This is a genomic window from Actinomycetes bacterium (assembly GCA_035489715.1).
Lineage (GTDB): Bacteria > Actinomycetota > Actinomycetes > JACCUZ01 > JACCUZ01 > DATHAP01.
Window position 1 is genome coordinate 1 of sequence record DATHAP010000039.1, and the last position, 18,659, is coordinate 18,659.

The following is an 18,659-nucleotide window of genomic DNA, read 5'->3' on the forward strand; positions in this document are numbered from 1 at the left end:
CGGCCAACGGGTGCTGCTCACCCACCACCGCAAGGGCGGCTTCTGGGCGCAGCTCGGCGGCCACATCGAGGAGGCGGACCGCAGCCTGGCGGACGCTGCGCTGCGCGAGGGCCGCGAGGAGTCCGGCGTCGAGGGGCTGCGCCTGCTAGGCGAGGGGCCGGTCGACCTCGACGCGCACGAGCTGTCGTCGGCCTTCGGGCGGTGCGGGACGCACCTCGACGTGCGCTACGCCGCGGTGGCGCCGCCGGGCGCCGACCCGGTCGTGAGCGCGGAGTCGCACGACGTCCGGTGGTTCGCGGTCGACGCCCTGCCGCCGGGGGTGGTGGCCGACATCGGCCGGCTGGTGGACCGGGCCCGGGGGGTGCTCGCTCAGCCCGGCGGGTCGCCGGCGTCGGTGCGGTCGGTGTCGTCGCCCTCGTAGTCCGCGTCGTCCTCGGCCTCGACGTCGCCGGCCTCGACGTCGTCGGCCTCGACGTCGTCGGCGTCGTCGCGCAGGCCGAGCTCGGCGGTGGCCGACACGCCCTCGAGGTAGCCGCGGGCCCGCTCGGTGCGCGGGAAGCGCTCGACCAGCGCCCAGAAGCCGGGTCCGTGGCCGGCCTCCAGCAGGTGGGCGAGCTCGTGGACCAGCACGTAGTCGACGACCCAGGACGGCATGCCCTGCAGCCGGGTCGAGAGCCGGATGGTCCGGTCGGCCGGAGTGCAGGAGCCCCAGCGGCTGCCCTGGTTGGTGACCCACCGGACCGACGCCGGCCGGGCCCGGCCGTACAGATGGCGGCGGGACAGGTCCTGCGCCCGCTCCATCAGCTCGTCGTCGCTCGGGCGCAGTCGGGCGTCCTGGCGGGCCAGCCGCTCGAGCATCACCGACACCCAGCGCCGCTCCTCGGCCCGGCTCATCCGGGCCGGGATGAGCACCACCGTTCGGTCGCCGTCGCGGTAGGCCGAGACCGTGCGCCGGCGCCGGGTGCTCCGCCGCACCTCCACCGGGGCCGGGAAGAGCGCTGCAGGCTGCTCCGCCTGGTCCGCCTGGTCCCGCCGACTCATGCCGGAAACGCTAGCGACTTTCTTCCATCCACAGCAGGTGGACGCCATCAGTGCAGGTCAGCTGCGGGTTTCGGCTTGATCCACATGCCTGTCCACAGGGCTGTCGACCGGTTCTCCACACCTCCGGGGCCCCTGGTCCCCAGGTGCTGCACAAGGCCGTCCACAGGGTCGGGCAGCGGATCCGGCCGGACCCGTTGACGCGGCCCGGCGGCGCTCCTAGCGTCTCCGGCGACGAGGCCCCCGGGACGACCGGCCGGCAGGTCCGCAAGGGGAAGGCGGGCCGTCCGGCCGTGCGGGCCGGGGGCTTCGGGCTCCACGGCACCTCTCCCCCTCCACGACCGGCGGGACCCGGACCAGCCCCTGCGGGACCGGGCCCCGCCGGTCCGCCGGCCTCCCGAGCCGCGGGTGGTGGATGTTGGGGGCGCGGAATGGCGCGACCGTGCCCCAGAAGCCACCACTCGAGGGACGTCAGCGGCCGGTGAAGCGGGGCGGGCGCTTCTCGCGCGCCGCCGTCACACCCTCCTGCAGGTCCGCCGATGCGAGCGTGACCGCCTGGGCCAGCCCCTCCCACTCGACGGCGGCCTCGAACGTCGATGGCCCGCCGCCGGCCAGCGCCCGCTTGGTGAGCCGGCTGGCGACCGGCGCGGTGGCCGCGACCGCCGCAGCCGACTCGAGCGCGGCGCCCAGCACGTCGTCGGCGGGCACCGCACGGCTGGCCAGGCCCAGCCCGACCGCCTCGGCGCCGGTGACCATCCGCCCGGTGAGCAGCATGTCACGGGCCACGGCCAGGCCGGCCACCTGGGGCAGCAGCCAGGTGGTCGCCATCCCCGGGTGCATGCCCAGCGCGGTGAACGGGGCGCCCAGCCGGGCGTCCTCGGCGACGTACCGCAGGTCGCAGGCCAGCGCCACCGCGAGCCCGGCGCCGACCGCCGCGCCGTTGACCGCGGCGATCGTGGGCACCTCCAGGTCCCGCACCGAGAGCCACGTCCGGTAGAAGGCGATCATCCGGTCCCGCAGGGCCGGCACGCTCGCGTCCGGCTCGCCACCGATCCAGGACAGGTCCCCGCCGGAGCAGAAGGCCGACCCGGCCCCGGTCACCACCACGGCCCGCACCGAGGCGTCGGCCCGCAGGTCGGCCATCACCCGGCCCCAGGAGCCGGTCATCTCGGCCGACATCATGTTGCGGCGCTCGGGCAGGTCCAGGGTGACCAGGGCGACCCCGTCGGAGGGTCGCTGGAGGCGCAGGTGGGGGGTGCTCACGGGGCCGAGGCTACCCAGGCGACCCGGCCGCTCGAGGGCCAGCCGCCCCACGCTCGGCCCACGCTGGGGACCCCGCCTCCCACGCTCACGCTCAGGCCTGCTCTAGGGTGGTTTCCAGGTCCGGGAGGAAGGCACGAAGGCCGGACGCCGAACCACGACCGAGGAGGACCCCGTGGCTGAGAGCTACACCGGAGACGCGTACTGCGTGAAGTGCAAGGAGAAGCGCGACTTCACCGGCGAGATCAAGGTCAGCGAGTCGGGCCGCCGCATGGCACAGGGCATCTGCCCGGTGTGCGGCACCAAGCTGAACCGGATCCTCGGCAAGGCCTGAGCAGCACCCTGGTCAGGCATCTGGAGAGACGTCCCGGAGGGGGCGGTCGTGGCGGGTCCCCGTCGCGGCCGTCCCCTCCGGCACATCCCGGGGCTCGCCGCGGTCCCGCCCGCCGCGCCCCCGGGCTGCCGCGCCCCTAGGCTGCCGCGGTGACCGACTGGGCGGCCCGGGTGCTCGACGAGGTGGACGCCGCCGCGGCCGCCGCCGAGGCCCGCCTGGCCGCCCTGGTCCAGGTTCCCAGCGTCGGCGGCACCGACGCGGAGGTGGAGATCCAGGCCGGGCTCGCCGCCGACCTGGCCTCCATCGGCCTGGAGGTCGACCACTGGCAGCTCCCGCTCGCCGAGCTGATGGCCGAGCCGGACTTCCCCGGCGTCGAGGTGCATCGACGGGAGGCGTGGGGGCTGGTCGGCCGCCTGCCCGGCCGCGGCGACGGGCCGGTCCTGATGCTGGACGGTCACGTCGACGTGGTCCCGACCGGCGACCCTGAGGCGTGGAGCCGGCCCGACCCGTTCTCCGGCGCGGTGGTGTCCGGCGAGCTGCACGGCCGCGGCGCGTGCGACATGAAGGCCGGGCTCGTCGCAGCGATGACCGCGGTCGAGGCGGTACGTCGCGCTCGAGCCCCCCTGCGCGGCGACGTGCTGCTCGCCTGCGTGCCGGGCGAGGAGGACGGCGGCCTCGGCACCTACGCGACCCTGCGTCGCGGCTGGCGGGCCGACGCCTGCGTGCTGTCCGAGCCGACCGGGCTGGACGTCGTGCCCGCCAACGGCGGCGCGCTGACCTTTCGGCTGCGGGTGCCTGGCGTCGCGACCCACGCGTCGCGGCGGACCGAGGGCGTCAGCGCCATCACGAAGGCCCTGCCCGTGCTGGCCGCCCTGGATCGGCTCGAGGCCCGGCGCAACGCCGACGTCGCCCCGGTGATGGCCCGCTGGCCGATCGCCTACCCGCTGTCGGTCGGCCGGGTCGAGGCAGGCGACTGGGCCTCCACCGTGCCCGACCTGCTGGTCGCCGAGGGACGGCTCGGCGTCGCGCTCGACGAGCCGGTCGAGGACGCCCGCCGGTCCCTCGAGGAAGCGGTGGCCGAGGCGTGCGCCGAGGACCCGTGGCTGGCGGCGCACCCGGTGCTCGTCGAGTGGTGGGGCGGGCAGTTCGCGCCCGGGCGGCTGGCGGCCGGCAGCGACCTCGCCGAGCGGGTCGGCAAGGCCCATGCCGGGGCCGGTGGCGGTCCCCAGGAGAGCTGGGGGGCGCCGTACGGCAGCGATCTCCGGCTGCTGGCCGGCGCGGGCATCCCCACGCTGCACTACGGACCCGGTGACTCGCGCCTCGCGCACGCCGCGGACGAGCGGGTGCCGCTTGCGGAGGTGCACACCGCCGCCCGCGCGCTGGCGCTGCTCGCCCTCGACGTCTGCGGCGTGGCGTAGACCACCGGGCTGTGGACGGGCCGGGCTGCGACCGGCGCGCGTTCTGCGACGCTGCGCCGGTGGCGGCGGGACGGGCGACGGGGGCCGGTGCGGAGGCGGGGACCTCGCTGCGCCGGCCGATGATCAACCCGGCGCTGCGCCGGGTCTGGCGCGACGGCAGCACGCTGCAGCTCGGCACCGACCCCGGCCGTGCGGTGGTCATCGGCGGCCTCGACCGACCCTGCGCGCAGCTGGTCGAGCGGGTGGACGGCACCCACGACCTGGCCGGCCTGCGAGCGGTCGCGGCCCGGCTCGGGGTACCTGCCGCCCGGGCCGACCACCTGCTCGGCCTGCTGGAGCGCAGCGGGGTGCTGCACGACGGCGCCGCCGACCACCGGGCGCTGGCCCGGCTCAGCCAGGCCGAGCGCGACCGGCTGCAGCCCGACCTGGCCGCGGCGTCGGCCACCCGAGCGGCACCCGACGGCGGTGCCGGCGTGCTCGGGCGACGCCGGGACAGGATCGTCGTGGTGCACGGCGCCGGCCGGCTCGGGGCTGCCGTGGTCCGGCTGCTCGCCGCCGCCGGGGTCGGCACGATCGGAGTGGTCGACCCGGTCCTGGTCGGGCCGGCCGACCTCGGCCCGGCCGGCCTCGGCCCCGACACGGTGGGCGCCCGCCGCGACGACGCGGCCGCGCGGTCGGCCCGGGCTCTCTCGCCGTCGGTCCGTGCCCGGCCGGCCGAGCGGATCGACCGGCCGGACCTCGTCGTTCTCGCGCCCGACGCCGCCGGTCCGGACCGGCGACAGGTCGACCAGCTGATGCGCGACGAGCAGGCTCACCTGTTCGCGGCCGTACGTCCCTCCGTCGGTGTGGTCGGGCCGCTCGTGCTGCCGGGCCGGTCGTCGTGCGCTCGCTGCCACGACCTGCACCGGCGCGACCGCGACGCCGGATGGCCCACCGTCGCCGCCCAGCTGCGCGCCCTGCCCGGCGGTGCCGCTTCTCGCGCCGGGCAGGCGACCCGGTCCATCGGCGCCGACGCGTGCGACGTCGTGCTCGCCACCGCGGTCGCGGCGCAGACCTGCCTGCAGGTGCTGGCGTTCCTCGACGGCGGCACGCCGGCACCACCGGCCGTGGACGGCACCATCGAGGTGTCGCTGGCGGAGGGCTCGGTGCGGCGCCGGTCGTGGTCGGTGCACCCGTCGTGCGGCTGCGGGTGGCCCTCGACGCCCGGGCCGGTCGCGGCAGGGTGAGCGTTTGGCAGACTGCGGGGGTGGAGGACCTGCCACGCCGCGCCGCGGCCCGCACCGTGAAGCTCGCGGGGCTGCCGATCGGCTACGCCGGGCGCGCGACGCTCGGTCTCGGCAAGCGGCTCGGAGGGCGGCCGGCCGAGGTGGTGGCGGCCGAGGTCCAGGCCCGCACGGCGGAGCAGCTGTTCAAGGTGCTCGGCGAGCTCAAGGGCGGGGCCATGAAGTTCGGCCAGGCCATGTCGGTCTTCGAGGCGGCCCTCCCCGAGAACCTCGCCGGCCCCTACCGCGAGACGCTGACCCGGCTTCAGGAGTCGGCTCCGCCGCTCCCGGCGCGCACGGTGCACACGGTCCTGTCCCACGAGCTCGGCGCCCGGTGGCGGGACCGGTTCCAGTCCTTCGAGGACCGGCCCGCGGCGGCCGCCTCCATCGGGCAGGTGCACCGCGCGGTCTGGGCCGACGGGCGCGACGTCGCGGTCAAGGTGCAGTACCCGGGCGCCGGTGAGGCCCTGCTCTCCGACCTCACCCAGATCGGGCGGATGAGCCGGCTGGTCGGCCTGCTGGTGCCGGGCCTGGACGTCAAGCCGCTCGTGGCCGAGCTCAAGGCGCGGGTGGCCGAGGAGCTCGACTACACCCTGGAGGCGAGCAACCAGGCCACCTTCGCGGCGGCGTTCGCCGGTGACCGGGACATCCTGGTGCCGATGGTCGTCGAAGGCAGCGAGCGGGTGCTGGTCAGCGAGTGGGTGGACGGGACCCCGCTCTCCCAGGTGATCGCCGGCGGCAGCACCGAGCAGCGCGACCGGGCCGGCCTGCTGCTCGCACGCTTCCTCTTCTCCGGGCCGCAACGTGCCGGGCTGCTGCACGCCGACCCGCACCCCGGCAACTTCCGGCTGCTCGACGACGGCCGGATCGCGGTCCTCGACTACGGCGCGGTCAACCGGCTGCCGGACGGGCTGCCGACCTCGATCGGCCCGCTGCTCGAGCGGGCGATCGCCGGCGACGCCGACGGGGTGCTCGACGGCCTGCGCCGGGAGGGCTTCGTGCGGCCGGGCATCAGCCTCGACGCGTCGGCCCTGCTCGGCTACCTCGGGCCGATCCTCGAGCCGGTCCGCGCCGAGACCTTCCGCTTCTCCCGGGCCTGGCTGCGCAGCCAGGCGGTCCGGGTCGGCGACCCCCGCTCCCCCGCCTACAGCACCGGCCTGCAGCTGAACCTGCCGCCGGACTACCTGCTGATCCACCGGGTGACGACCGGGGCGATCGGCGTGCTTTGCCAGCTCGAGGCCGAGGCGCGTTGGCGGGCCGAGCTCGAGACCTGGCTGCCCGGCTTCGGTCCCGACCAGCCGGCGAGCCGCCCCGCACGGTCCTCCGCCGCGAAGCGCCCGGCCGCAAGGCGTCCGGCGGCGAAGCCTCCGGCCGGCAAGAAGAAGGCCGGCGGCGACTGACCCGGGCTACCACCACTCCGAGTCGAGGCGGCCCTCGATCGCCCGGACGGTCTCGCGGCTGCACCGGTCGCAGTAGTAGACCGTCCGGCCCCGCTCGACGGAGGTGCTCCACGACAGGGGGAGCTCCTCCACCGTCAGGCCGCACCGGGCGCAGGTGACCACGCGGGCAGCCTGCCCCGTCGCGGGGGCCAGGTCCAGAGGTCACCGCACCCTCACGGCACCGCCCGGGGACGCCGGTCGGCCTCGGGGTCGAGCGAGATGCCGTCCGGCGCCCACGGCAGCTCGCCCCGGTAGGCGGCCCGACGAACGTCCGCATCGTCCCCGACCACGACCTGCACCACGTTGTCGAGCGACTCGCCGCCGGGAGCGTAGTAGCGCGAGTGGTCCGTGAGGTCGAGGACCGCCGGGTGCCGTGTGACGTCCTCGGCGCGGAAGCGCACCGCACCGAAGCCGGCGTGCGCAGGGTCGGTGCCGAACCGGTCCAGGTAGCCGACCGGGTCGCGGCTGGCCGACCCGACCCAGACGTGTCCAGGCCGCAGCCCGAGCTGGGCCGCCCGGTCCACCCCGGCACCCGGGCTGCCGAGCAGCACCGCGTCGTCCACCCCGGTGCGATGGTCGCGCAGCGTTGCTCCCACCGTCGTGCTGCCGTAGCTGTGCCCGACCGCCGTGAGGTTCGGCGGCGTCCCGCGGGCCGCGTCCAGGCCGCGCAGGTCCGCAGCCAGCAGGCGTCCTCCTGCGCGGGCGGAGGCCTCGAACGCGACGTGCAGCAGGCTCGGCGCGTCGTACGCCGTCCAGGCGACGACGGCCGTGACCTCGCCGGGCGAGTCGGTCCGGGCCCGGTCGACCAACCGGGCCGCGTCCGCGGTCAGCCCGCGCACCGAGCCCGGCACGGTCGACCCCAGACCGGGCACCAGCACGGCCACGTGGTCCGCCCGGTCCAGGTCGCCGACCGCGACGGCCACCCGGCCCTGACCGCCGAAGGCCCCCGGTCGGTAGACCAGCAGCGATGCGGCGACCGGCCGGCCGGTGACCGGGTCCCGCCCGGCGCGCGCAGCCGCAAGAGCGTCGGCGACCGCCATGGCCGAGCCCAGCGCCCACGGCCGACGACCGGCAACCGGAGCGACCGAGCCGGCCAGGTCGCGCTGCTCGCGGAGCAGCCGCAGGTCGCGCCGCAGCAGCACCTCGTTCGCCATGCCCCGCACCCCGGCCGGAGCCCCGGCGAGACTGCCGACCAGACCGGGACGGGCGACCAGCAGCCGGTGCCGCTCGTCGGAGGTGAGCAGCGCCCACCACGCGGCGACCTGGCCCGGCCCGCGCCGGCGGACCTGCCGGATCCCTGGCCCGCTGCCCTGCCGGGCGGCCGAGAGGAGGGGCAGTGCGGCGGCGAGCCCGGCTTCAGTCGCTCCGCCGGCCCGGCCGGCCCGGCCGACGCCTCGAGGGGCGATCTCGTCCACCGCGGCCCGGATCGCGGCAGCCGCGCGCCGGGCGACCACGTCGAGGTGGTCGAGGACGGCGGCGTGCCGGGTCCGGACCGCTGCCAGGTCGTGCGTCAGGCCGGCGGCCAGCCAGGGAGCGGCGCCGGCCGCGACGCGGAGCCGGTCCTCCTCCGCACGCAGCAGGGCCACCGCGTGCCGGGCGTCGGCCAGCTCCACGGCGTAGGTCGCCAGCGACCCCGCTGCCGCGCGCAGGCAGCCGGCCACTCCGCGGGCGAAGCCGGCGATCGCCATCAGCTCGGCGTCGCACGCGTCGGCGGCGGTCCCGGACCAGGCGCCGGCCAGGGGCGCCTGGTCGCCGGTCACCTGGTCGGCGAGCTCCCCGAAGGCCGCGGCGAGGTGCCGCCAGCGGTCGTTCGCGGTGTCGACCGGTCCGGGGTCCTGGGCCGGGAACGGCAGCAGGTCACTCGTCACGGGTCGCTCACCCACCGGGCCTGGCGGGCCAGGTCGAGCTCGGCCGACTCCAGCAGCCGGGCCCCCGCACGAAGACGACGGACCAGCAGCGCCAGGTCGAGCGCGACCAGCTCGGCTGTGTCCCCGGCCAGGTCGGCGAGCGCGAGCGCCGCGAGCGCGAGCTGCTGGTCGGCCAGCCCGCTCTCGGCGCGGGCCGTTGCCGCGACCAGCTCGCGCGCCGCCTCGAGCCGCCGGGCGAGGCGCCCGGCCGCGTCGTCGACCCCTGTGCTGTCGAACCGCACCGTCACCGGAGCCCCGCCCTCCCGACCCCCACCGACCCCGGCTGGCGGCAGCGTAGGACCCGTCGGGCCTGCACCGGGCCTGGTCCACAGGCGATTCAGGGCAGCGGCTTGCCCGTCCCCAGGAGCGGCTCCCACAGGTCCCCGAGCGCCTCGACCCGGTCGAGGGCCTGGTCGGCGCGGAACTGCAGGTCGGCGGGCTTGCGGCAGGCCGCGACCTCGTCCCAGGTCACCGGGGTCGAGACCCACGGCTGCGGGCGGGCGCGAAGGGCGTAGGGCGCCACCGTCGTCTTGGCCGCGTTGTTCTGGCTCCAGTCGACGAAGACCTTGCCGCCCCGCAGGTTCTTGGCCATCCGGGAGACGACCAGGTCGGGACGCTCCTTCTCCAGCCGCTTGGCCAGCTCGCGGGCGTAGGCCGACGTGCGGTCGTCGGACGCCGGTTTGACGGCCGCGCTGACCTGCATCCCCTTGGAGCCACTGGTCTTGGCCAGCGGCTCGAGCCCGTCGGCCTCCACCAGGTCCTTGAGCAGCAGAGCCACCTCGGCGCACCCGACGACGCTGGCGGGCGGACCCGGGTCGAGGTCGAGCACCAGCCGGTCCGGCTGGCGCGCCGCGCCCCGCGGGCCGACGGTCCACTGCGGCACGTGCAGCTCGAGCGCGGCCAGGTTGGCCGCCCACACCAGCGTCGGCAGGCTGTCGACCACGACGTAGTCCAGCGTCTCGCGGGACTTGGTGGACCCCGGCGCCGGCAGCCGGACCCGGCGGACCCACTCCGGCGTGCCCGGCGGCGCGTTCTTCGCGAAGAAGCCCTTGGTCGCCACCCCGTCCGGGAAGCGCTGGAAGGACATCGGCCGGTCGGCGACGTGCGGCAGCAGCACCGGCGCGCTCCGGACGTAGTAGTCGACGACCTCGCCCTTGGTGAAGCCGGTCTCGGGGTAGAGCACCTTGCCCAGGTTGGACAGCGAGAGCCGCCGTCCGTCGACCTCGACGACCGACCGCTCCTCCTGCTGCGCCACGGCGCCATCCTCCCAACACGGCCGCCGCCGCGTCGGGCGGAGGGGTCCGGACATGGCAGGGCCCCGACCGCGGTGCAGCGGTCGGGGCCCTGCGGATCCTCTCGATCCTCTCGATCCTCTCGATCCTCTCGATACCCGGTAGCGACCTCCTTGGCGGTCACATCTGGGTGGCGAGAGCGAGGAGGCGGCGGGCGCGCAGCGCGGCCTGCTCTGCCCGGCGCGACGCCCGGTGGGCGGCCGCCAGGCGCCGGACGCGCTGGTCGCGCCGGGCCTCCTCGAGGCGCAGTGCCGTATGGGCACGCGCCAGGTCCTCATGCATGAGTTGCATCACGGTGCTCCTGTTCACGATGTGGGTCACTGGTGCGGTCGGCGCGATCACGCGGCGACCTCGGACTTGCGGGGACGGCCTCGCGGACGCTTCCGCGGGACCACGACGCCCTGGACGAACCACTCGCCACCCCAGACGCCCCACGGCTCGCGGCGCTCGAGAGCACCGTTGAGGCAGTCGAGACGGACGGGGCAGGTCGCGCAGAGGGTCTTGGCGAACTCGACGTCGGCGGGCGAGTCGGCGAAGAACAGCTCCGGGTCGTTCACCCGGCACGGCAGCTGGTCGTCGACGACACGCTCGGTGAGGACCGACAGTCCGGTCAGTGCTGTCAAGGTCGCGACAGCGGAACCGGTCTCGGTCTCACGATCGAACGCTGCGAGCTGCATCTGGTGTCACCTCCATGTCTTTCTCTTCGTTCGGTTGCTCGGTGGTCGGTCGGCGGGTAGCCGGCCGGTGGTGTCGAGTCGGGCTGCTGGCTCCGGTGGGGGCCGGCAGCGGGGGCGGACGACGAAAAGGCCGCGGATCCCGGGTGTCGGGTTCCGCGGCCTTGGAGGTGCCGGTGAGGTGGAGCTACACCGGTGGACTCCAGTTGTGGCTGGTGCGGATCCCTGCAAGGCCGCCGAAACCATTGACAACGGCGACATCGCTGATCGGGAGCAGAGCAGTGGCCTTCGTCTGGGCGATCAGGGCGGTGACCGGGGTCGTCTCGCGCATCGAGAGAGTGGCGATGGACACACTGGTCCCCTGGATCGCGGCGGAGGCGGGCGCGGTGACACGCGCCGCCTCGAGGCCGTACGCCGTCCACATCGTCGTCGGCGCCATGCGGTGGCGAGCCACGCACAGAGCGGACGGGGACGCGAACGACGTCGTCGGGATCTTCTCCACGGTGGTCACCTCCTGCTCTGCGCTCGATCGGCGACAGCTGACGGCACGTCTGCTGTCCGGTTCTCAGGAGAGTAGAGAAGGTCCCCGTCAGGTGCAATCAATTTTTTGAGTACTGACGGGTGTCTTGCCGGATCGTTATCTTCCGGCTGCCTCGTCACCCGGCTGGTCACCCGGCGCGGTGCCCCCGGCGCACATGGCGAGCAGCTCGGCGCCGTACCGCTCGAGCTTGGTCCGGCCCACGCCGGGCACGGCGAGCAGCGCCCGCTCGGAGCCGGGCCGCGCCTCGGCCAGCGCCACCAGGGTCGCGTCGGTGAACACGACGTAGGCAGGCACCGACGCCGCCTTCGCCTGCTCGCTGCGCCAGTCGCGCAGCCGCTCGAAGAGCGCCTCGTCGTAGGAGCTGGGGCAGTCCTCGCAGCGGCCGAGCTTGCGCGCGACCGGAGCGGTCAGCGCCTTGCCGCACACCCGGCAGACCGCCGGCCCCTTGCGCTTCCCCGCGGCGCGTGCGGCCGGCGGCGCGGCGGACCGCCCCGCGTGCAGGCCGTCGAGGAACCGCGACGGGCGGCGGGACCCGCGGCCGCCCGGCGACCGGGACAGCGACCAGGTCACCGCGAGGTGCTCGCGGGCCCGGGTGACACCGACGTAGAGCAGCCGGCGCTCCTCCTCGACCTGCTCGGGCGTCTCGGCGTAGGTGATCGGGATCATCCCGTCGGTGACCCCGACGACGAAGACGGCGTCCCACTCGAGCCCCTTGGCGGCGTGGAGCGACGCCAGCGTCACGCCGTCGACCGTCGGTGCGTGCTGCGCGTCGGCCCGCTCGTCGAGCTCGGCGACCAAGTCGCGCAGCGTGGCCTCGGGCCGTAGCGCCGCCACGTCGTCGGCCAGCCGGGCCAGCGCGGCCAGCGACTCCCACCGGTCGCGGACCGCACCGCCACCGGTGGGCGGCTCCGCGGCCCAGCCCCCGCCGGAGAGGACCGCCCGCACCGTGGCGGGCAGGTCCGCGCCCTCGGCGTCGTCGGCCGAGCGGGCCGCGCCCCGGAGCAGCAGCCGGGCGTCGCGGACCTCCGGCCGGTCGAAGAACCGCTCGCCCCCACGCAGGACGTAGGGGACGCCGGCGGCGGCCAGCGCCTGCTCGTAGGTCTCGCTCTGGCCGTTGGTCCGGAACAGGACCGCGATCTCCGCCGCAGCCGTCCCCGCGGCCACCAGGTCCTTGACCCGCCCGGCGACCCAGGCCGCCTCGGCGGGCTCGTCGGGCAGCTCGCGCAGGTCGGGGGCCGGCCCTGGTGGCCGCTGCGCCACCAGCTCGAGCCGGCCGTGCCGCCCGAGGGGGGCCTTGGCCACCAGCCGGTTGGCCAGGTCGACCACCTGCGGCGTCGAGCGGTAGTCACGGACCAGGCGCACCTCGCGTGCGCCGGGGTGGCGCTCACAGAAACCGAGCAGGAAGTCGGGGGACGCCCCGGCGAAGGTGTAGATCGTCTGGTGCGGGTCGCCGACCACGCACACCTCGTCGCTGCCGCCGAGCCACTGGTCGAGCAGGGCCTGCTGCAGCGGGCTGACGTCCTGGTACTCGTCAACGACCAGGTGCTGGTACTGCCCCCGCACCGCGTCGGCGACCTGGCGGTGCTCGGCGATCAGCCCGACCGTGTAGAGCAGGACGTCCTCGAAGTCGATGACGTGGCGCTCGCGCTTGACCAGGTCGTAGGCCGCGAGCAACCGGACCACGGTCTCGGGCGTCAGCCCGGCCGGCGCGGCGCGGCCCACCTTGGCCGCAGCCGCGGGGTAGTCGTCCTTGTCGGTCATCGTGACCTTGGCCCACTCCACCTCGCCGGCCAGGTCGCGGACGGTGGCCCGGTCGGTGGCCAGCCGGACCCTGGACGCGGCCTCGGCCACCAGGGCCGCCTTGTGGTCGACCAGCGGCGGGAGCTCGCCCCCCACGTGGCGCGGCCAGAAGTAGCGCAGCTGGCGCAGCGCCGCGGCGTGGAAGGTGCGCGCCTGCACGCCGCCGGCCCCGAGTGTGCGCAGCCGGGTGCGCATCTCGCCGGCCCCCCGGGCCGTGAAGGTGACGGCCAGGACCCGCTGGGGGACGTACGTCCCGGAGGCGACGCCGTAGGCGATCCGGGAGGTGATCGCCCGGGTCTTGCCGGTGCCGGCGCCGGCCAGCACGCTGACCGGGCCGGAGAGCGCCGTGGCGACCTCGCGCTGCTCCGGGTCGAGCGCCGCGAGGACCGCGTCGGCGTCCGGGGGGCTGGTCACGGGGCCATCCTCGCAAGGGGACCGGACACGAGGGGTGCCGGCGTGACGGAGAACATAGTTGAGCGCGGAAGTATCGTGACCGAGAAAGGAGTTGACAACGGCAGGATCGGGCACCATCTGCCCAGCCCCTCCTCGGCCCCGAGAGCCCCCACGAGCCCTGAAAGAGGTCCGCGCGCCCGTGTCGACGACGGTCACGATGTACAGCACCCCCTGGTGCGGCTACTGCCACCGGCTGAAGGCGCAGATGGACCGCGAAGGCATCGACTACCACGTCGTCGACATCGAGGCCGACCCCTCGGCCGCCGAGCTGGTCATGGCCGTCAACGGCGGCCACCAGACCGTCCCCACGCTCGTGTTCCCGGACGGCTCCGCGCTGACCAACCCGAGCGTCGCGCAGGTCAAGGAGAAGCTCGTCGCCTAGGCCGGCTCAACCGCTGGACAGACGCAGCAGCCGCACGGACAGCAGGACCCGGCACGGGAACAGCACCGCCAGCACGACGATCCGCTGCGCCAGCCCGGCCCACTCGTGCAGCGGCGCGCCGTCCGGTATCGCCAGGGCACCCAGCACGACGAAGCCCACCACGGCCGCCAGACCGCACCCGAGCGTGTAGCCGGCGAGACCACGCCAGCGCGAGTCGGTCCGCAGGCGCCGTGACAGGAGAACAAGTCCCACCGCACTGCTGAGGAAGAACGTCACACCGGAGGCGAAGTGGCCTCCCGGGTCGTACGTCACGCCCGCCGCGTCCTCGCGCAGCGGGAAGAGGGCCGCGAGCAGGGCACCGACCCCGCTGACCGCCAGGACTGCCGGACCTGCGGATCCCCGACGCGCCGGCCGGACACCGCGGTGCAGGCCGAGGGCGAACGCGATCGTCAGGACTCCGAAGACCACGAAGTTCACCTGCTGCAGCCAGCCGTTCGGCCCGGCCTCGAGTGCGCTGACGGGCTCGGCGATCGGGCTGTACTCCTCGATCCGGAGCAGCTCCTGGCCGAGGAAGCCGGCCGTGAAGAGAACCGGACCGGCGATGCCGGCCGAGGCGAGTGCCCGGTCCCACCGCCGGTCGGTGGCGACGTCGTCGGCCTGACCTGTCATGTGCAGCGCGTGCTCGGTCACCGTGACCACCCTGGCTTCGGCTCTCGGCCCGGCGGGTCCGAGCCGCCTCCGACGCTAGGAAGTCCCGGCAGGCCGCGACATCGGGAGTTCTCCCCACGGCAGGAGCCCGTGCTGCATCGCGTAGACCGCCGCCGCGGCGCGGGTCGATACACCGATCTTGGCGTAGGCGTTCTGAACGTGCCGGTCGGCGGTCTTGGGCGAGATCGCGAGCCGCCGGGCCACCTGCTTGGTCTGCAGCCCGCGAGCGAGGAGGCCGATGACTTCGGCCTCCCGAGCGGTGAGGCCGGCCGGCAACGGTTCCGCCGGCAGCGGGCGGCCTACCGCCCCGAGCACGGCGTCGAGAGCCAGCCGGTCGAGCCGGCCCTCGCGGGCCTCGGCCGTGAGCTGGTCCGCTGCGTCCTCCGGCCGAAGAGCTGGCCGGTGCGCCCGCGGCTCGGTCAGGGCCTGCACGACGTCCGCGGCAGCCAGCAGCCGCGCCGAGGGCGACAGCGTGTCCGCCCCCGCGCCCCGGTGGTAGCCCGAGCCGTCCAGCCGTTCGTGGTGGTGGCCACACAGGTCGCGCAGTGTCGAGAGGTACGGCGACCGGCTGAGCACCCGCTCCGTGTGGTACGCGTGGAGCCGCACCTGCTCCAGGTGATCCTGGCTCAGTGGACCGGCCGACGCCCACACCCCGGCGTGCACCGCGACCCGGCCGAGATCGTGCACCATCCCGGCCCGGCGGACCGCGAGCGCGTCGGCCGCGGACATCCCACAGCGCTCGGCGGCGTTCCCGGCGAGCTCGGCGACCCCCCGTGAATGCCCGGTCAGGTGCGGTGAGACCAGGTCGGCGAAGTCGGCCATGGCGGAGAGCGCCTCGTCGACCTGGCCTTCCGCCAAGGTCAACGCGCGCCCTGGCTCGGCGGCGAGCACCTGGTCCCAGACGGGCACGGCGTCGTCGACGTCCAGGAGGCCCGCGGGGTCGTCGACGACGGGTGCCGCGACCGCCGGGTCGAACGCCCGGCCGGAGCGCCCGCTCGTCGTCGACCGGGCGTGCTCGGTGCCACCGATCAGCTTCTGGAAGGTCGCATCACGTGCGACGTGCGAGATGCGCAGCGACAACGGGAGCTGCGCCCCTTGCCGGCGGCGCGGCCCCTTGCCGTCCCAGCGCTCGGGCAGGTCCGCGAACAGAGCGCGCACCGAGCGGGGGACGCCCAGCCGGTCACAGAGCAGCTCCGCGACCTCGCACATCGCCACGAGGTGCTGCCGGTGGCCGCGGGCAGCCCCCGGCAGACGACTCACGCCCTGCGCCGCACGGACCATCCGCGGTGCCGACGGGTCGCCGAGCCCACGGATGATGCCGCGCACCGTCTCCTGCGGCCGTCCGAAGATCACCGGGACGAAGTGCGTCAGCAGCATGCCCTCGTCGAAGAGCTCGGCGCTGACCTCGGCGTCGGCCGTGCAGCCGAGGTAGAAGAGCATCGAGCCGTAGTACGCGTCCCGAGCAGTCTCGGGATCAACGCCGAGCCGCTGCGCCAACCGCACGGCCACCAGGGTGGCGCTCAAGCCGTGCTCGACCGGGAAGCCCATGCCGAGATCGGTGGCGAGGCACAGGGTCGCCATGACATCAGCCGTCCGCACGGCATCGGTCCCAGCCGACGGCTGCCCGGCCACCTCGCCAACGTACGCCCGGAGGCGGACGTACGGTGAGGCCGTGCGCTTCGCGATCAAGACCATGCCCGAGCACACGACCTGGCGGGCGATGCTCGACGTCTGGCAGGCCGCCGACGACATCGAGCTCTTCGAGTCGGCGTGGAACTGGGACCACTTCTACCCGCTGACCGGTGACCACACCGGTCCCAACTTCGAGGGCTGGACGATGGTCGCGGCGATGGCCCAGGCGACCCGCCGGATCCGGGTGGGCTGTCAGGTGACCGGCATGATCTACCGGCACCCGGCGGTGCTCGCGAACATGGCGGCCACGGTCGACCACATCGCCGACGGCCGGCTCGAGCTCGGGCTCGGCGCGGCGTGGAACGAGGAGGAGACCGCCGCCTACGGCATCCCGCTGCCGCCGCTGAAGGAGCGCTTCGACCGCTTCGACGAGGGCGTCGAGACGATCGTCGCGCTGCTCACCCAGGAGACGACGACCTACGAGGGTCGCTACGTGCAGCTCGTCGACGCCCGCTGCGAGCCGAAGCCGGTGCAGCGGCCGCACCCGCCGATCACGATCGGCGGCAACGGCCCGAGGCGCACGCTGCGCACGGTCGCACGGTGGGCTCAGCAGTGGAACTCCCTCACCAGCTCCCCCGAAGAGTGGCTGCGCCACCGCGAGGTGCTGCTGCAGCGCTGCGCGGAGGAGGGCCGCGACCCGGGCGGGATCCTGTGCTCGGTCAACGCCCGGGTGACCAAGGACGGCACCCCGAACGACTGGGCGGGCCGGGTGGCCGACGTCGCAGCCGGCTACGCCGAGGCGGGCGCCGGCCTCCTGGTCGTCAACGTGCCGCGCCCGCACGACCCGCGCGACCTGGAGCCGCTGGCCCAGGCGCTCCGGCCGCTGGCGACGGCCGCCTGAGCGCCCGCCGGTCGACCACATGACCCAGCCGCCGCCGCGGTCGGCCGAGTACTTCGACCAGTGGTACGCCGACATGGCCGGCTCGCCGGTCAAGGACGAGATCGAGCGGCGGCACCTCGGCCTCCCGCCGCACCTGCAGTCGACCAGCCTGCTGACGTGGGACGGGATCGCCGACGTGGTGACGGCCCTGCGGCTCCCGGCCGGCGGCACCCTCCTCGACCTGGCGTGCGGCCGCGGTGGCTACGGCCTCGAGATCGCCAGGCGTACGTCGTCGCGGCTGGTCGGGGTCGACTTCTCGGCGGAGGCGGTCCGGCAGGCGACCGGGTCGGCGGCCGTGGTCGACGTGGCCGCCGAGTTCCGGGTCGGTGACCTGGCCGCCACCGGCCTCGAGGACGCGTCGGTGGACGGCGTGCTGTGCGTGGACGCGATCCAGTTCGCCGACGCGCCCGCCGGGGCGTACAGCGAGCTGCGCCGGGTGCTGCGGCCGGGGGGCCGGGTGGTGCTGACCTGCTGGGAGTCCGCTGCCGGACCGGACGACGAGCGGGTCCCCGATCGGGTCCGGCGGGTCGACCTGCGCGGCGGGCTGGTCGGTGCCGGCTTCCACGACGTCGAGGTGACCCAGCGGCGCGGCTGGCGGACCGCGGAGCTGGCCATGTGGGAGGAGGCGGCAGCGCTCGACCCGGGCGAGGACGCCGCGCTGCGATCGTTCCACGACGAGGGCGTGCAGGCCCTCGCGATGTTCGGCCTGCTGCGCCGGGTGATGGCGACGGCCACCGCGCCGCCCGACTGACCGGCCCCCTCAGCCCGGTCGCTGCTCCAGCACAGCGAGGTCGCGCTGGGCGAACTGGCGGTGCCACCACTCCTCGTTGAGCAACGTGAGCAGGCACTCCCGCACCGGGTAGCTGCGCTCCCGTGGCCAGCCTGGCCCCGCGACCGGGACGGTGTCGGAGCCGAGCGTCGCCTCGTCGAGCGTGTCGAGGTAGCGCCGGACGGCCGCCTGCCGGTCGAGCCGGAGTGCGAGTGCCTCGTCCAGCGAGGGTCGGGCCGCCCGGTCGCGCGGCACGCCCTCGGTGTCGGGCATCTGGTCCCAGGGGAGCGACAGCGGGTACCACGGGCTCGGGTCACCGAGGATCGCGCGGTGCAGCCAGCTCTCGGTCGCGAAGGCGAGGTGTCGCAGCGTCTCGACGAACGACCACTCGCCGTCGACCGACTCGTGCAGCGCGGCCGCCGGCAGCGCCCTGGCCCGCTCCACGGTGCCGGCCCACAGCTGCTCGAGCGTCGCCCACGCGTCGCGGAACCCGGCCGGGTCGGAGGGCCGCATCTTCGCCAGGTCGGGCTCGCGACGCTCCAGCTCGGCCTGGACGAGTGGCGCGACGTCCACACCGTTGACGGTCAGGCCCTCGATCTCGCCCTCGATCCGCACGTTGACGAATCCGGTGCCACGCATGACGACGTCCTTGAAGAGGACCCAGCGGAACCGGGCGCCGGTCAGGTCGACGTCGTCGAAATCGGCGTCGTTGAGGTAGACGTCGTGGAAGGTGGCGCGCTCCAGGTGGACCTCCTCGAAGCGGGAGCCGGCGAGGTCCTGCTGGCCGAAGTCGGACATGCGCCGACGCTA

21 protein-coding genes are annotated in these 18,659 nt (G+C 75.1%); 8 read left to right on the plus strand and 13 right to left on the minus strand.

Going from position 1 to position 18,659, the window contains the following annotated elements:
* A partial coding sequence (locus VK640_03380; protein HTE72228.1) for an NUDIX domain-containing protein occupies nucleotides 1-421 on the plus strand: 421 nt, incomplete at its 5' end.
* On the opposite strand, the gene VK640_03385 is transcribed toward VK640_03380, so the two are convergent.
* Nucleotides 370-1,041, minus strand: coding sequence for a M48 family metallopeptidase (locus VK640_03385; GenBank protein HTE72229.1), 672 nt, complete (start codon nucleotides 1,039-1,041; stop codon nucleotides 370-372). The two genes, VK640_03380 and VK640_03385, sit on opposite strands and share 52 nt — an antisense overlap.
* 468 nt (nucleotides 1,042-1,509) lie before the next feature.
* Nucleotides 1,510-2,301, minus strand: a complete 792-nt coding sequence (locus VK640_03390; protein HTE72230.1) for an enoyl-CoA hydratase-related protein — start codon at nucleotides 2,299-2,301, stop codon at nucleotides 1,510-1,512.
* 172 nt (nucleotides 2,302-2,473) lie between these two features.
* Here VK640_03390 and VK640_03395 point away from each other — a divergent pair, with 172 nt between their 5' ends.
* From VK640_03395 to VK640_03410, 4 genes are all read left to right on the plus strand, one after another.
* On the plus strand, nucleotides 2,474-2,632 hold the full coding sequence (locus VK640_03395) for a DUF5679 domain-containing protein (protein HTE72231.1): 159 nt from the start codon (nucleotides 2,474-2,476) through the stop codon (nucleotides 2,630-2,632).
* A gap of 149 nt (nucleotides 2,633-2,781) precedes the next feature.
* Nucleotides 2,782-4,050 (plus strand): ArgE/DapE family deacylase, encoded by a 1,269-nt coding sequence (locus VK640_03400; protein HTE72232.1) that lies wholly within the window; start codon nucleotides 2,782-2,784, stop codon nucleotides 4,048-4,050.
* Between the two features lie 59 nt (nucleotides 4,051-4,109).
* Entirely contained in the window at nucleotides 4,110-5,276 is a 1,167-nt protein-coding gene (locus VK640_03405) for a ThiF family adenylyltransferase (protein HTE72233.1), read from the plus strand.
* 20 nt (nucleotides 5,277-5,296) lie between these two features.
* A complete protein-coding gene (locus VK640_03410; protein ID HTE72234.1) occupies nucleotides 5,297-6,712 on the plus strand; it encodes an AarF/ABC1/UbiB kinase family protein in 1,416 nt (471 codons plus the stop codon).
* 6 nt (nucleotides 6,713-6,718) lie between these two features.
* Here the strand turns inward: VK640_03410 and VK640_03415 are convergent, their stop codons facing one another.
* The 8 genes from VK640_03415 to VK640_03450 form a co-directional block, all read right to left on the minus strand.
* A complete protein-coding gene (locus VK640_03415) occupies nucleotides 6,719-6,874 on the minus strand; it encodes a hypothetical protein (protein HTE72235.1) in 156 nt (51 codons plus the stop codon).
* A gap of 50 nt (nucleotides 6,875-6,924) precedes the next feature.
* Complete coding sequence (locus tag VK640_03420; GenBank protein ID HTE72236.1) at nucleotides 6,925-8,619, minus strand: alpha/beta hydrolase; 1,695 nt, start codon at nucleotides 8,617-8,619, stop codon at nucleotides 6,925-6,927.
* The gene (locus VK640_03425; protein HTE72237.1) at nucleotides 8,616-8,906 is read right to left on the minus strand and encodes a hypothetical protein; all 291 of its coding nucleotides are present in this window, start codon (nucleotides 8,904-8,906) and stop codon (nucleotides 8,616-8,618) included. The genes VK640_03420 and VK640_03425 overlap by 4 nt, the downstream gene beginning before the upstream one ends.
* A gap of 89 nt (nucleotides 8,907-8,995) precedes the next feature.
* Nucleotides 8,996-9,913 (minus strand): non-homologous end-joining DNA ligase, encoded by a 918-nt coding sequence (ligD, locus tag VK640_03430; GenBank protein HTE72238.1) that lies wholly within the window; start codon nucleotides 9,911-9,913, stop codon nucleotides 8,996-8,998.
* 157 nt (nucleotides 9,914-10,070) lie between these two features.
* Complete coding sequence (locus VK640_03435; protein ID HTE72239.1) at nucleotides 10,071-10,241, minus strand: hypothetical protein; 171 nt, start codon at nucleotides 10,239-10,241, stop codon at nucleotides 10,071-10,073.
* Between the two features lie 47 nt (nucleotides 10,242-10,288).
* On the minus strand, nucleotides 10,289-10,627 hold the full coding sequence (locus tag VK640_03440; protein HTE72240.1) for a WhiB family transcriptional regulator: 339 nt from the start codon (nucleotides 10,625-10,627) through the stop codon (nucleotides 10,289-10,291).
* 184 nt (nucleotides 10,628-10,811) lie between these two features.
* On the minus strand, nucleotides 10,812-11,126 hold the full coding sequence (locus tag VK640_03445) for a hypothetical protein (protein ID HTE72241.1): 315 nt from the start codon (nucleotides 11,124-11,126) through the stop codon (nucleotides 10,812-10,814).
* A 135-nt stretch (nucleotides 11,127-11,261) separates the two neighbouring features.
* The gene (locus VK640_03450; GenBank protein HTE72242.1) at nucleotides 11,262-13,379 is read right to left on the minus strand and encodes an ATP-dependent DNA helicase UvrD2; all 2,118 of its coding nucleotides are present in this window, start codon (nucleotides 13,377-13,379) and stop codon (nucleotides 11,262-11,264) included.
* 196 nt (nucleotides 13,380-13,575) lie between these two features.
* On the opposite strand from VK640_03450, the gene VK640_03455 reads away from it, so the two are divergent.
* Nucleotides 13,576-13,800, plus strand: a complete 225-nt coding sequence (locus VK640_03455; GenBank protein HTE72243.1) for a mycoredoxin — start codon at nucleotides 13,576-13,578, stop codon at nucleotides 13,798-13,800.
* A gap of 6 nt (nucleotides 13,801-13,806) precedes the next feature.
* Here VK640_03455 and VK640_03460 read toward each other — a convergent pair whose 3' ends face one another.
* Together VK640_03460 and VK640_03465 are read right to left on the minus strand one after the other, a co-directional pair.
* A complete protein-coding gene (locus VK640_03460) occupies nucleotides 13,807-14,490 on the minus strand; it encodes a DUF998 domain-containing protein (protein HTE72244.1) in 684 nt (227 codons plus the stop codon).
* 54 nt (nucleotides 14,491-14,544) lie between these two features.
* A complete protein-coding gene (locus VK640_03465; GenBank protein HTE72245.1) occupies nucleotides 14,545-16,089 on the minus strand; it encodes an HD domain-containing phosphohydrolase in 1,545 nt (514 codons plus the stop codon).
* 91 nt (nucleotides 16,090-16,180) lie between these two features.
* Here VK640_03465 and VK640_03470 point away from each other — a divergent pair, with 91 nt between their 5' ends.
* Both VK640_03470 and VK640_03475 read left to right on the plus strand, forming a co-directional pair.
* Nucleotides 16,181-17,041 (plus strand): TIGR03560 family F420-dependent LLM class oxidoreductase, encoded by an 861-nt coding sequence (locus tag VK640_03470; GenBank protein ID HTE72246.1) that lies wholly within the window; start codon nucleotides 16,181-16,183, stop codon nucleotides 17,039-17,041.
* A gap of 19 nt (nucleotides 17,042-17,060) precedes the next feature.
* On the plus strand, nucleotides 17,061-17,831 hold the full coding sequence (locus VK640_03475; GenBank protein ID HTE72247.1) for a class I SAM-dependent methyltransferase: 771 nt from the start codon (nucleotides 17,061-17,063) through the stop codon (nucleotides 17,829-17,831).
* Between the two features lie 9 nt (nucleotides 17,832-17,840).
* On the opposite strand, the gene VK640_03480 is transcribed toward VK640_03475, so the two are convergent.
* Nucleotides 17,841-18,647 carry a DinB family protein gene (locus VK640_03480; protein ID HTE72248.1) on the minus strand — a complete coding sequence of 269 codons (807 nt, stop codon included), beginning with the start codon at nucleotides 18,645-18,647 and terminating at the stop codon, nucleotides 17,841-17,843.
* Between the last annotated feature and the right edge of the window lie 12 nt (nucleotides 18,648-18,659).

What these genes read in the sequence shown, in the direction of transcription:
- VK640_03385 (HTE72229.1), bottom strand. Translation starts at nt 1,041, where the DNA reads ATGAGTCGGCGGGACCAGGCGGACCAGGCGGAGCAGCCTGCAGCGCTC.
- VK640_03435 (HTE72239.1), bottom strand. Translation starts at nt 10,241, where the DNA reads ATGCAACTCATGCATGAGGACCTGGCGCGTGCCCATACGGCACTGCGC.
- VK640_03440 (HTE72240.1), bottom strand. Translation starts at nt 10,627, where the DNA reads ATGCAGCTCGCAGCGTTCGATCGTGAGACCGAGACCGGTTCCGCTGTC.
- VK640_03455 (HTE72243.1), top strand. Translation starts at nt 13,576, where the DNA reads ATGTACAGCACCCCCTGGTGCGGCTACTGCCACCGGCTGAAGGCGCAG.
- VK640_03465 (HTE72245.1), bottom strand. Translation starts at nt 16,089, where the DNA reads ATGGCGACCCTGTGCCTCGCCACCGATCTCGGCATGGGCTTCCCGGTC.
- VK640_03475 (HTE72247.1), top strand. Translation starts at nt 17,061, where the DNA reads ATGACCCAGCCGCCGCCGCGGTCGGCCGAGTACTTCGACCAGTGGTAC.
- VK640_03480 (HTE72248.1), bottom strand. Translation starts at nt 18,647, where the DNA reads ATGTCCGACTTCGGCCAGCAGGACCTCGCCGGCTCCCGCTTCGAGGAG.